9 protein-coding genes are annotated in these 13,116 nt (G+C 72.0%); 2 read left to right on the top strand and 7 right to left on the bottom strand.

Going from position 1 to position 13,116, the window contains the following annotated elements; all coding sequences use genetic code 11:
• The first annotated feature begins 8 nt into the window (after positions 1-8).
• A complete protein-coding gene (locus tag QZ500_RS09960) occupies positions 9-449 on the top strand; it encodes an acyl-CoA thioesterase (RefSeq protein ID WP_295854540.1) in 441 nt (146 codons plus the stop codon).
• A gap of 49 nt (positions 450-498) precedes the next feature.
• Here the strand turns inward: QZ500_RS09960 and QZ500_RS09955 are convergent, their stop codons facing one another.
• The 5 genes from QZ500_RS09955 to QZ500_RS09935 form a co-directional block, all read right to left on the bottom strand.
• Positions 499-1,425 (bottom strand): hypothetical protein, encoded by a 927-nt coding sequence (locus QZ500_RS09955; RefSeq protein ID WP_295854538.1) that lies wholly within the window; start codon positions 1,423-1,425, stop codon positions 499-501.
• Positions 1,425-3,071, bottom strand: coding sequence for a hypothetical protein (locus QZ500_RS09950; RefSeq protein ID WP_295854535.1), 1,647 nt, complete (start codon positions 3,069-3,071; stop codon positions 1,425-1,427). Before QZ500_RS09950 ends, QZ500_RS09955 begins: the two co-directional genes overlap by 1 nt.
• Positions 3,072-3,123: 52 nt before the next feature.
• On the bottom strand, positions 3,124-5,397 hold the full coding sequence (locus QZ500_RS09945) for a glycosyl transferase family protein (protein ID WP_295854532.1): 2,274 nt from the start codon (positions 5,395-5,397) through the stop codon (positions 3,124-3,126).
• 19 nt (positions 5,398-5,416) lie between these two features.
• Positions 5,417-7,666 (bottom strand): cellulose synthase, encoded by a 2,250-nt coding sequence (locus QZ500_RS09940; RefSeq protein WP_295854529.1) that lies wholly within the window; start codon positions 7,664-7,666, stop codon positions 5,417-5,419.
• Between the two features lie 257 nt (positions 7,667-7,923).
• Positions 7,924-8,136, bottom strand: a complete 213-nt coding sequence (locus QZ500_RS09935) for a SlyX family protein (RefSeq protein ID WP_295854526.1) — start codon at positions 8,134-8,136, stop codon at positions 7,924-7,926.
• Between the two features lie 95 nt (positions 8,137-8,231).
• Between QZ500_RS09935 and QZ500_RS09930 the strand changes: the two genes are divergently transcribed.
• On the top strand, positions 8,232-9,590 hold the full coding sequence (locus tag QZ500_RS09930) for a diguanylate cyclase (protein WP_295854523.1): 1,359 nt from the start codon (positions 8,232-8,234) through the stop codon (positions 9,588-9,590).
• On the opposite strand, the gene QZ500_RS09925 is transcribed toward QZ500_RS09930, so the two are convergent.
• Entirely contained in the window at positions 9,580-11,040 is a 1,461-nt protein-coding gene (locus QZ500_RS09925; protein WP_295854695.1) for a DUF1501 domain-containing protein, read from the bottom strand. The genes QZ500_RS09930 and QZ500_RS09925 overlap by 11 nt on opposite strands.
• A gap of 81 nt (positions 11,041-11,121) precedes the next feature.
• Positions 11,122-13,116, bottom strand: coding sequence for a DUF1800 family protein (locus QZ500_RS09920; RefSeq protein ID WP_295854521.1), 1,995 nt, complete (start codon positions 13,114-13,116; stop codon positions 11,122-11,124).

Raw genomic sequence — 13,116 nt, 5'->3', positions numbered from 1 at the left:
CCCCCACCATGTCCAGCATCGTCCTGCGTTTCCTCGCCGAGCCCAGCACCGTCAACTTCGGCGGCAAGGTCCACGGCGGCACCGTCATGAAGTGGATCGACGAGGCCGGCTACGCCTGCGCGACCAGCTGGGCCAAGCGCTACTGCGTGACGGTATTCCTGGGCAGCATCCGTTTCCACCGGCCGATCATGATCGGCGATCTGGTCGAGGTGGAGGCCCGCATGGCCTACACCGGCAAGACCAGCATGAACATCTCGGTGGAGGTGCGCAGCGGCGACATGAAGAGCGGCCAGATGGAGAAGACGACCGAATGCCTGATCGTCTTCGTCTCGGTCGATTCGCACGGCCGGCCGATCCCGGTGACGCCCTGGAACCCGGAGACGCCGGGCGACATCGCGCTCGCCCAGCGCGCCAAGGCGCACCTGGATGCGTCGCGCAACGCCAGCTGAACGGCCGTCGCTCCTTTTTCGATAGCTGCCTGCGCAGGCAGGACAGGCGCTAACGGCCTGCCGGCACCAGTTTTTCGCGCAACACCTCGACCAGCCGGGTATCGACGTAGTGCGGCCCGTCGAACAGGAACACTTCGTGGCCCCCGTAGGTGGCGAGCTGCGGCACCAGTTCCTCCGGCGTCGCCGGCCGGAAACCGCCGCCGGGCGCGGGCCGGAAGGCTTCGGCGATCAGCCTGACCCGCCGCGGACCGAGGCGCTGGCGCAGCGCCAGCAGGTAGTCGCGCGCCACCGGTGCACTGCGCGCATGCACACCCACCCCATCCTGGAAGAAGACACCCACGTCCTTTGGCAGCCAGCCGTGCAGCCAGTCGGCGAGCGCCGCCGGGCCGACGTTGGCGCCGTCGTAGGCGCTGATCCAGAGCGGCCGGGGCAGACCTTCGAGCTGGCGGGCGAGGCCGGCGGCGTCCTTCCAGGTCGGATCGACCTCCACCGGGAAGTACCAGCCGGTCACCTTTAGCGGCGTGGCGAGCGCCGCCAGGCAGCGCGAGCGCGCCACCAGCGACTCGACGCTCGCGCGAGCCGCGGTCTCGTCGCCGTGCGCGGCCAGCCCCAGGATCACGTTCTGCGCCCACGGTTCGCGGGCGATGCGCGCCCAGTCGGGCCGGGGCTGCGGCGGCTCGACCGCGCCGGCAGCGGGGCAGCCGTCGACGAAGGCGTGGCCGTCGCGGGCGGTCCACTGGACCAGCAGCGTGCGGGCGCCGAGACGTTCCCAGATGCCCTGCGGATGCACCGTCTGCGCATCGGGCTGCCACACGGTGCCGGCGATGCGCACGGCGGCCTGCGCGCCGGGCGCCGTCGTGGCGTTGCGGCAGCCGCCGAGCAGCAGTGCCGCGGCCGCTGCCAGCACCACGGCCGCAGCGCGAGCGGAAGCCCCCGGCACGGCCGCAGTCCGGCCGAAGAAGCGGGCGGGGCCCATCAGTAGTTGTACGACAGCCGCACGACCAGGCCCTGTGCGCGGTCGTCGCCGCCCAGGCGCCAGCGGTACTGGGCCGTCAGGTCGGAATACGACTTGGGACCGGACCGGTCGTCTTCCCGCCACCAGGTGCGCAGGTTCACGCCCACGCCGGCGCCCACGGCGCGCGGCCGGGCGAAGCCGGTGTTGTAGTCGGCCGCGACCACCGCATGCGGCATCAGCACCGCCTGCGACAGGCCGGGAACGGCCGGCGCGTCCAGGCGCTGCAGCCGCCAGGCACGGCCGAGCCGGCCTTCGCTGACGACGTACTTTTCGCCGGCGTCCAGGTAGCGGCCGGCTTCCGCGTAGACGTCGCCGGCCCACCAGCTGTCGCGGTCCACCCGCGGCGCCATGCCGAAGCCGTCGGAGACGGCCGCGCGCAGCAGCCAGTCGTTGCGGCTGGCCGAGCCCACCTTGATCAGCCGCTCGGCCGCCAGTACGGCGTTGACCGAGCTCAGCGGCCGCACCCGTACACCGACCGCGGCCTGCGCACTCGCGCCGCCTTCGGCGAAGCCCGCGCCGCTGTAGGGCGTGCCGAGCAGACGGCCGTACAGGTCGACATAGGTGTTGGGTCCGGCGAAGCTCTTGAGCTGCCGCGGCCGCCAGTAGGCCTCGGCGACAGCCTGCAGGCTGCGGTCGCGGCCACCGCCGCTGCCGTCGCCGCCCTGCTCGGGCGTGAGGCCCGGCAGCGTGCCGCCGCCGCGGTAGAAGAGCGCCGCGCTCGCGCCGCTGGTCCGTTCTTGGTCGGCCACGGCGAGCTTGGTGTCCAGCCGCTGCTGCGGGGTCAGCGGCACCTGGCCGACATCGGCCGCGTCGAGCGCGCGGCGGAAGTAGGCCGCCGATGCGGTCGGGTCGCCGGCGGCAAGGCTGGCGTAGGCGGCATCGAGCAGCTGCGGCGGCCGCAGCGCCCCGGCCTGGTCGGCGCGGGCGAAGGCGACCGCGGCCTCGCGCGAACGGCGTTCGCGCAGGTACTGGTAGGCCTGTTCGGCATCGCTCGGCGGCGGCGCGTCCGGCAGGGGTGCGGGGGGCGGCGGAGGCGGCTCGGCGGCCAGGGCCTGGAGCGAGGCCGCCGGCGGCGCGGCACCGAGCGACCAGGCCATGCGCAGCATCGGCACGCCGTAGGCGTCGTCGGGCCCGTCGGCGACGATGCGATCCGCCGGTCCGGGCGGGAAGGCGGGGGCAGCGGCCCGGGCCGTGGCCGTACGACCGCCGGTACGCGCCCGGTCGGCCCGCGCCGTGGCGGTCGCCGGAGCCGCACTGCGGCCTGCGGGCGCGGCGCGGCGCGCCGTCGTGGTCGGCGGCGGCGTGGCGTCGGTGCGGCCGGCGGAGTCGGCCTGGCGCCGGGCGGCGGCTTCCGCGTCTCGCAGCAGCGCATGCAGCCGCTGCACGTCGGGACGCAGCCGCAGCGCCTCGCGTGCGCGCGCCGCGGCGGCGGCGTAGTTGCCGCGTTCGTAGGCGCGGTAGGCCTCGTCGGCGATCCGGTAGGCCGGGCCGGTCAAGGGCAGTTCGTCGGTCTGGGCCTGCGGCACCAGCGGCACCAGCACGGCGGCGGCGAGCAGCGCAGGCACACCCCGGCGCAGCAGCGCCGGCGAGGGGCGGAAATGGGTCATCGTGGGGCCCTGGAACGGCCGTGCGGGACCGGTTGGGCGAAAGGAATCGGGGTCATGCCTGCACCATACCCGCGGACGGCGGCAGATCGGACGACCGCCCGTCGGACGCCGTGGCCGCGTTCCACGGACCGGGCGGCAGCGGCGCCGGCGGCGGCGCCTGCCAGCGGGCCCGCTGGGCCGCGATGCCCTGCTCGATCGCACTGCGCGACACCACGCTGCGCGACACCAGGTAGTCGCCGATGCGGCCGTCGCGGTCGGGCCGGTAGCGGATCAGCGCCTGCCGGAAGTCCTCGCGATCCACCAGGCCCATGTCGATCAGGATCTCGCCGAGCAGCGGCGCCGCATCGGGGGCGAACCCGTCCTGCCCGCCGCGCAGCAGGCGCAGGCCGGCCACGATTTCGCTCTCGCGCACGATGCATTGCAGCAGCGGCATGCCGGCGGCCTCGGCGATCGCCGCGCGCGCCTCGTCCGACAGCGGGCTGCCAACGGCGATGCGCAGGGCCGGCGCGGATTCCAGGCTTTCCAGCTCGTGCGGCTCGGGCGCCGGCCCGGTCGGCAGCGGCATCATCTGCGGCGTGTCCACGCCCAGCGCGAGCACGCGCCAGCGCACGCAGACCGCCACCGGCAGCAGACCGGCGGCGCGCTCGATCTGGTCGGCATCCGGCTGGGCCCGCGGCAGGCCCGACTGGTAGGACAGCGCCTCCGCCAGCGTCTCGTCGTCGAGCCAGCCGCGCGACACCAGGATGCGGCCGAGCGGCACGCTGCGGCTGCGCTGCTCGGCGATCGCCGCGGCGAGACGTGCGTCGTCCACCGCCTGCCAGCCGGCCAGCAGGTCGCCCAGGCGCCGCCGGGTGCGTGCGATCTGGTCGGTGGTCGGGAAGTCGTGCATGGTCTTGTCCCAGACCAGGTCGCGGCCGAGCAGCAGATGGCCGAGGAACAGCTTCCAGGCGCGCGCCGTCGCCATGAAGTTCACGACGTTGCCCACCACCATGCGCGGCACCGACATCAGCGACTGCTCCCAGCCGTAGAGCTTCCAGACGAAGTAGACACGTTGCACCACCCGCAGCACCAGCGCCACCGCGTTCATGGCGATCAGGCCGGCGAGCCAGCCGCCCTCGTCCACCGGCGACGGGAAGCGCACGGTGGTGAACTCGAAGGTCTCCAGCAGCCACAGCAGGATGAAGTCGGCCACCAGCAGGTAGGCCAGCACGTTGACGAACGAGGTGACGATGCCCTTCCTGTCGCGGAACAGCAGGTATTTGGTGACCAGCGAACCCTTCCAGCCGATCTGCTCCCAGCTCTGCAGCCCGATGCCGAGCACCCAGCGCGACTTCTGCCGGTAGGCCGCACGCAGCGTGCCGGGGAAGAACTCGCGCACGCACAGCGGCATCGTGACCGTCAGCATCCGGTCCTTGCGCAGCCCGAACCAGCGCTTGCGGCGCACCCGGAATTCGACCGGGAAGCGCGCGAAGATGGAGCGCATGCCGAGCTTGCCCAGGCGGTCCCCGACGTCGTAGTCTTCGGTCAGGCTGTCGGTGTTGAAGGGCTGGTTGCGGGTGCCGTCGATCAGCGCCTGGATCGCCCGGCGCGAGAAGCAGGTGCCGACGCCCGCCGACGGCACGATGCCGGTCACGCCCTCGCGCACGACCAGATCCTTGGCATGCCATTCGGCGAACTCGTCCATGTAGGTGCCGGCGACGAGCTCGAACCACTCGCGCTCCAGCGACACCACCGGCAGCTGGATCATGTCCTTGCGCGGCAGCAGGTAGTTGAAGAACTTGAGTTCCAGCGGATGCAGCACGTCCTCGCTGTCGTGCAGCACGATGCCGGCGAACTTCTCGCCGCTGCGCTCCTCGTGCAGCACGATCGCCTGGACGATCCAGTTCAGGCAGTCGGCCTTGCAGGTCGGCCCCGCGTGCGGCACTTCCACCCGCTCGAGCTGGCGGTAGCGGCCGCGCATGCGCTCGACTTCCTCGATGGTGCGGCGGTCGTTCGGATAGGTGCCGACGAAGATGCGGTAGTTCCGGTAGTCGAGTGTGCCGACCATGGTCTCGAGCATCTGCGCGATCACGTCGTACTCGAGCCAGGCCGGGATCATGATCGCCAGCGGCTGCTCGGCGCGGATGTGCAGCTGCTCGGGCGTGAGCGGCCGGTAGTCCTTGCGCTCCAGCACCGTCAGCCGGCGCCAGATGCGGTTGGTCCAGTACCAAGCGTCGATCACCAGGTCGTCGATGCTCGACAGCAGGATGATCACCGCGACCGCCGCGGCGAACCATTCCAGCCAGCTGTAGTGCTGCGCGAGCGCGATCTGCCAGTCGAGGTTCATGGCCGTCCTACCCGCTGCATCACGAAAGCGGCGTCTCCGTCGGGCGACCCAGGCGTGCCCGGCGTTGGCGGCGCACCTGTGCGATGCGGGCGGCGAGCAGGATCAGCAGCAGCACGACGATCAGCGCGATCCACCAGCCGGCGTAGCGCGCCAGCGGAGACTCCGGATTGGCGTCGTCGGCGAGCTGGGCGCCGCGCGGATCGCGGCTGTCGATCTCCAGCGCCACGCCGTTCGCGTCGAGCACCGCCACGTCGCCGCGGCCGAGCTGGATCGGCTTGACCGGCACCTGCACGTCGCTGCCGACCGGCCGCCAGACCACGCCGTGGTGGCCGCCGGCCTTGGCCACGTCGAGCACGCTGACGCTGCTCAGCCGGGCCACGTCGAGCATCGTCGTCTTGCCGTTGGCGAGCACCAGCCGGCCCTGCGCGGCATCGACCCGCGCCGTCGCGTCGGACACCGGCAGGTCCAGCGCCAGGAAGGTATTGCCCGGCGACACCGGCTTGGCGGCCGCATCGGACGGCACGACGACCAGCTTGGTGTTGGAGAGCGTGACGCCGGCCGCATCGGCCAGGCGGATCGCGCGCGGCAGGCTGCGGGTGGCGTCGGACAGCCAGGAGGCCGGCACCAGCACCTCGCCGCCGTCGGCCAGCCGACGGGCCACGCCCGAGAAGTCGTTGCCCGTGTCGACCTTGCCGAGTTCCACATGGCTGGCCGGCAGCACGCTGACCGGGTAGGCGGTCTGCTGGTCGTGGCAGCGCGGCTTGGTCAGCTGGCGCAGGAAGGTCACCCGCACCACGTTGCGCGGTGCCAGCATGTGCTGCGGCACCTCGGCGCGCAGGCGCTCGGGCTTGCCGTCGGGCGTCAGGGTCTTGGCCGACAGCAGGTAGTCGTTGAGGTAGACCGAGGCGACCGGGCCGGCGCCGCTGCTGTCGGGCGTGGCGGACAGGTCGAACACCAGGGCCTTGGGCGCGCGGCCGTCGGCGACCACGTCCTCGATCGAGAAGGTGGCAGTCCAGTCGCTGCGGTTGCCGACGTCGATCGAGCCGGGCTTGCCGCCGAGCTGCGACAGCAGGATGCGGTCGTCCGGACGCGGACGCGCGACGGTCGCCGGCGCGATGCTGCCGCCGCCGGCCACCGGACGCCACAGGCTGTCGAACAGCAGTGCGGCCTGCGGGCCGGCGTCGGAGGCGATCGCCACCACCGGCGCGCCGCCCATGCTGCGCAGCGACACTTCGCCGGCGGCGAGCGGCTGGCCGGTCACGCCGAAGGCGCCGGTGCGCCACTGGGTATAGGACGCCGTGGCCGCCGCATCGGACGCCATCTGCGTGCCGAGCGCGTCGAGCGCACCGCCGATGGCAGTGCCGAGCGCCGGGTCGGCCACGACGATGTCGGCCCGCAGCGGACCGCGGGCGCCAAGCGCCAGCAGCGCGCCGACTTCGGCCTGACTGCCGATACGGTGGCTGCGCACGGTGGCGCCGCTCACGCCGTCACCGGCGATGGCGGCGAAGGCCGGCAGGCTGCGCAGGTCGGCCGGCACCATGTCGGCGCTCACGTCGACCGTGTCGCCCACCGCAGGCAGCGACCGGACCTGCACCCGCTTGCCGGCGCGTTCGAGCGCCAGGCCGACGCGCCAAGCGGCGTCGTAGGCCGGCTGCGACAGGTTGCGGCCCGCCACCAGCAGCACCGGCCGCGGCGGCAGCGTGCTCCAGACGCTCGCCAAGCTGGTCAGCCGGTTGCGGTCAATGCGGTAGCGCAGCCGGGTGGTGGGCAGGATGCGCAGCACGTTGCCGGGCGCGCGCTGGTCTGCGCAGACCACATCGGAGATGGTCGAATTCCAGACGGCGCCGACCCGCACGAAGCCGCTGTCGCGCGGTGCCCCGTCCACGCCGATCGTCAGACTGGCATCGCCCTTGTCGTCGGTGAAGCGGCGCGAGGACACCGGGTAGCCGTCGAGCGACAGCACGAACACCGAGCGTCCGCCGTCGCCGCGCAGATAGTCGGCATCAAGCTGCAGCGTGGCGCCCTGCAGCTGCAGGCCGGCCGGCACCGGCAGGAAGAATTCGCGCCGGCTTTCGTTCTCGCCGCCCTGCAGCGCGATCGGCGTCTGGAAGCCGAGCTCGGCCAGCGTGATCTGCCGCTCCAGCGACGGGTCCGCCGCCCATTGTCGGAACACGTCGGCCGGCGCGGCGGCCGCGAGGCCGGGCAGGACCGCTGCGACGCAGACGGCGAACGCAGCGAACCGCTGCCGGGTGGAGTGGAAGATGGACATCGTGCGAAACGAAAAAAACGGGAGGGTCGGCCTGGGACATCGGTCCGCCGGAAGGTCGGGCGCCGTCGATGAGAACAGCGCCACCCGTGCAATGTGTGACCAGATTTAACAACCGGTAGCGTTTTGACCGTTGCCCCAATCGGCCACTAGGCCATGCACCAGGCCCGTGGCATGCTCTTTTTTTGAGAGCACCGCGCATGGTGTCCGCCGGCGCCTCGGCTTCCTGTCCTACAACGAGGCGCGCCGCACGGCGTCTTTCAGTAATGGGGCGGGCGTTCGTCTGCGGGCCCCCGGGCGCCCGGACCGGCCTCCGGCGCCTGCTCACGCAGCAGGCGCACCTGCTCGGTCAGGCGGTCGATCTGCTGCTGCTGGCGGTAGATCGTGAGGTTGAGCTGGTCCAGCAGGTCTTCGGTATAGGCGGCCTTGACCTCCAGGTCGTCCAGGCGGCGGATGGTGAGGGATGCGTCCATGGCGCCGATTGGACCGCAGCCGCGCCACGGGCGGCACGCCGGCGGAGTCCTCGGCCAGAATGTGTCACCCGCATCCGATGACCGTCGCCCCCTCCATGCCGCTTCGTGGTTTCGATCTGCCGCTTGCCGAAGTGATCCACATGCTCGTCGATGCGGTCTGCGTCGTCGATGTCGAGGGCCGCTTCCTGTTCGTCAGTGCCGCGGGCGAACAGCTGTTCGGCTACACCGCCGAGGAGATGCGCAGCCTGCGGGTCATGGACCTCGTGCATCCGGACGACCGGGAGCGCACCCGCGCCCAAATGGCGCACATCGTCGCCGACACGGCGGAGCCGCATTTCCACAACCGTTATGTACGCCGTGACGGCAGCACGGTCCACATCATGTGGACGGCGCGCTGGTCGCCGCAGAAGCAGGTCCGTGTCGCGGTCGCCCGCGATGTCACGGCGCTGCGACAGGCAGAGATGCGCCAGGCTGCGCTGTACGCCGTGGCCGAAGCCAGCTTCGCAGAGGACGACCTGGCCGCCCTGTGCGCACAGGTCAGGACTGCGCTGCTGCCGCTGCTGCCCTGCCGTCATTTCGCCGTGGCCCTGCGTGACGTGGAGAACGGCACCATCGACTTTCCGTGCATCCTCACGCCCGACGGACCGGCCGCACCGCCGGCCGACGCCGGCGCCACCCGGGCTGCGCAGGTGGTGCGCAGCGGCCTTCCGTTGCTGGAGGATGCGCCGGCGCACCACGGCTGCGCCGCTGACGTGTCGCCGGCGGCAGCGCAGTGGCTCGGCGTGCCCCTTGCGACGCCGGAGCATGGGGTGGTGGGTGCCCTGGCCGTGCAGCGCGAGCCCGACGAACCTGCCTATCGCGAGGACGACGTCGCCCTGCTGCAGTTCGTCGGCCAGCAGCTTGCGGCGGCCGCGATACGGCGCCAGGCCGAGGCCCGGCTGGCACACATGGCGCATCACGACGGTCTGACCGGCCTGCCCAACCGGCTGCGGCTCGACGACCGCCTGGCCCATGCGCTGGACCGGGCACGCCGGCACGGTGGTGGCCTGTCGCTCCTGTTCATCGATCTCGACCGGTTCAAGGCGGTCAACGACACCCTGGGCCATGCCGCCGGCGACCTGCTGCTGCGCCAGGTGGCGCAACGGCTGCGGACGGCGGTGCGGGCCTCCGACACGGTCGGCCGGCTGGGAGGCGACGAGTTCCTGGTGCTGCTGGAAAGCCCCGACGGTGCCTCGGATCCTGATGCGGTCGCCGACCACCTGCGGACGGTCCTGGCACCACCGTTCGACCTCGTTGGCCGTTGCGTGCATGTCGGCGCGAGCATCGGCATCGCGCGCTATCCGGACCACGGCGATGATGCCTCCGCGCTGCTGCGCCGCGCCGACGCGGCGATGTACCGCGCCAAGCGCGTGCCGGCCGGCGGGCCGGCGGAGCAGCCGGGCCTCAGCCCATGAAGCCGAGGTCGGTCGGGTAGTCCGGCCGGCCGGCTTCGGCGCCGAAGCGGCGCAGGTTCGGCAGCAGCCCGCCGAGCGCGTCGGCCGGCACCCCGAACCAGCGCGCTAGCGTGGCGGCGTACTGGTCCACCGAGGTGGTCAGCAGCAGCCGGCCCTGGCCGACGTGCCACTGGTCCTGGGCGGCTGACGTGTTGCCCACGCTGACCGGCGGCGCGGTGCCGTAGAACGCCTGGCCCTTCACCGCGCCGCCCACCACGAAATGGTGGCTGCCCCAGCCGTGGTCGGAGCCGTCGCCGTTGGAGGCCAGCGTGCGGCCAAAGTCCGACGCGGTGAAGGCGGTGACCTGGTCGGCCACGCCCAGCTCGACCGTCGCGTTGTAGAAGGACGCCATCGCATTGCTGATCCGGCCGAGCACCGTCGGCTGCTGCGCGATCAGGTTGTCGTGCAGGTCGAAGCCGCCGAGCGAGACGAAGAACACCTGCCGCCGCGCGCCGAGTGCGCTGCGCGCCGCGATCAGCCGGGCCACGATCTTCAGCTGGTCGGCCAGCGGATTGCCGGCGACGAAGCCGGTGGCGAGCGTGCTGCCCAGCGCGCCGGTGATCTGCTGCTCGGCCGAGACCGAGCGGGCGACCACCTTGGCATATTCGTTCTCCAGCGCATGGGCGCGCGGCTGCTGGGCGATGCGGCCGAGCGCATCGCGCACCGCGGTCGAGCCGAACACCGCCGACTTGATGCCGTTGATCGGCACCGCGCCGCTGGTGCTGACCTGGTAGGACAGCGCCTGCCGCCCCGACAGGAACACCGCATTGCCGGTGGCGGAGATGCAGGTGAAAAGGCTGTTGGCGTTGGCGCCCATCGCCAGGTCGCCGATGCGGCCGCCCCAGCCGACGGTCGAACCCTCGGGCGAGGAGGACTGCCAGACCGACTGCTGGTCGTTGTGCGAGAACAGCTTGGGCGGCAGCGGGTAGGTCGTGCGGTCGGCGCTGTTGTATTGCGCACGGGTCAGCGGCACCACCAGCGGACCGACGTTGAGCTGCACCGCGGCCTTGCCGCTGTTGAACAGCGTCGCCATCTCGGCCATCGCCGGATGCAGCGCGTACTGGCGACCGTCGGGCAGCGGCACCGTCGGCCGCAGCAGCGTGGCGCCGAGCGCGCTCTTCGCCAGCGCGATGCCGCCGCCCGCCTGGCCGCTGCCGCCGCGGATCTGCGCATAGGCGTTGTAGCTGGCGTCGTCGTAGGTCACGACGGTGTTGGCGTAGTCGTTGCCGCCGTAGAGGAAGACGCAGACCAGCGCCTTGTAGTCGTCGGCGCCGGCGGCCGCGGCCTCGCCCATCGCGGCGAGGTTGAGCGCGAATGGCAGCGCGGTGCCGGCCATCGCGAGCTGGCCGGAGCGGCGCAGGAAGGCGCGGCGGGCAGCATCCGGCACGGCGGATGCGTCGCTGCCGTGCATGTCGGCCGGATAGGCGTCCGGGCAGGCGGTGTGAGCGGAAGGAGGGTTCATGACCGTCGGGCGTCCGTGGGGGTCCGGTTGCTATTTCTGGATCAGGTATTCGGGCGAGGCCATCACCAGCAGGACGGCGGCGGCGATGCGGTTGAGCTTTACCGCGTCGGTGTCGGTCGGCTTGACCGGCGTCGCGATCAAGGCGTAGTAGATGGTGACCATCGTGTCGTAGGACAGCTGACCCGCCGCGAGCAGCAGGTTGAGCCGCAGGATCAGCGCCACCGTGTCGTGCGCGATCGCCTTCTCGCGGGTGTAGGCGGCGGTGATGTCATAGCCGTTCGTGCCGTTGCTGGTCGCCGCAGGCACATCGGGCGCGTTCACGTAGAAGCCGTTGCGCACCACACTCTGCAGGAAGTTCAGGTATCCGCCGACCGACGATTCGTTGACCAGCTGGAACTCCGGCGCCACCCCGCCGGCCGCAGCGACGATGGTGTTGGGCGGCACGTAGCCCGGCCGGAAGAAATTGAAGACCGACCCGGAGCGCAGCGGGCTCTGGCCGAGCTGGGTCGCCGGGTTGGACTGGTCGCCGATCTTCCAGGAGCCGCGCGCCGATTGCAGCCCGAAGGTGCGGCCCCACTGGACCAGCCGCAGCATCGGCTCGCGCAGGTGCCCGAATCCGATCCAGCGCAGACCGGCGGGACCGCGCGCATCGTCGTCGAGCAGGATCGCCGCGACCACCGCTCCCAGGTCCCCGCGCACCCCGCGGCCGTTGTTGGCGAACACCGCGGCGACCCGCGCCACGTAGCCGCCGCCGGGGTTGCTGGTGACCAGCCGCTGGATCAGTTGCCGCGCGATGAACGGGCCGACGTTCTCGTGGGCGAACAGCGCGTCCAGCGCCATGCGCCGGGCGGTCGCGCCGTCGGTGCTGCCGGCGATGCGGGTGCCGAGGAAGTTCACGTCCTGCGTCGAATGCAGCGCCGCCCGCAGCGTCATCGGCAGCCGCGCGAAGGCGGTGTTGCCGACGGTGCGGTTCTGCACCGGCTCGACGGTGTTGACGTTCTGGCTCTGGTCGAAGTCGTAGCCGGTGAAGACGCGCGCCAGGTTGGTCACGTCGGCCTGGGTGTAGCTGTCGAGCGGCAGGCCGTCGGCGCCGCGCTGCACGCTGCCGTCGGCGTTCAGGCGCGACACGCCGATCGTCATCAGCTGCATCAGCTCGCGGGCGTAGTTCTCGTCGGGCTGGCGGCCGGTAGCCGCGTTTTCCTTCTGGTTGCCGCGGGTATTGAGGTACACGCCCATCGCCGGATGCAGCGTCACGTCTTCCAGCAGCTGGCGATAGCTGCCGAGCGCGTTGGCCGACAGCATGTCCCACCAGCTCGCCATCAGGTGGCTGCGCCAGGCGGTCTCCACGCCGTTGACCGACACCACGAAGATCTCCGACAGCGCGAGCGCGACGCGCTGCCGCACCGCGTCGCGGCCGGTCATCAGCTGCGACCAGATCATGTAGTCGGCCGGGTAGGTCGCGTCGTAGTAGCGGGTGGCGTTGTCGATCGCCGCGTAGCCGCGCTGGTTGAGCCAGTCCCAGGCGCTGATGTCGGGCGCCATCGCGAACTGGCCGGCGAGCCAGGCGGCATAGCCCTGGGCGCGCACCGCGGCGATTTCCTCGTCGGAGGCGGAGAACTGCGCCTGCAGCAGGAAGCGGGCGGCATCGGCATCGCTGGCGGGCGCCGGATAGGCCCGCGCGGCACCGAGCGGGCCGGCGGTGCCGCCGGCGACGTTGGCGATGTCCTCGGCCGCCATCGGTGCGAAGCGGGCATCGCTGTCGCCGGCCGTGCCTGCGGTCGCCGTGTCGGCCGTGGGCGCGAAGCTACCTGCGGTCGGTGCCTGGGTGGCGGGGGCTGCGGCATCGCTGCCGCCTCCGCCGCAGGCCTGCAGCGCGAAGCTGGCGAAGGCGGAAAGAGCGGCGAGCGTCGCCGGGGAGCGGCGGTCCGGGTCCGCAGCGTCAGCGCCGCAGTGCGCAACAGCAGTGTGGGGATCGCCCGCGTCGGCCAAGTCGGCGGACGCATCCGGAAGGGTCGAGGGGGCCAT

Source organism: uncultured Xylophilus sp., assembly GCA_913776965.1.
In the GTDB taxonomy this organism is placed as follows: Bacteria; Pseudomonadota; Gammaproteobacteria; order Burkholderiales; family Burkholderiaceae_C; genus Xylophilus.
This window is presented reverse-complemented; position numbering and strand designations above follow the sequence as displayed.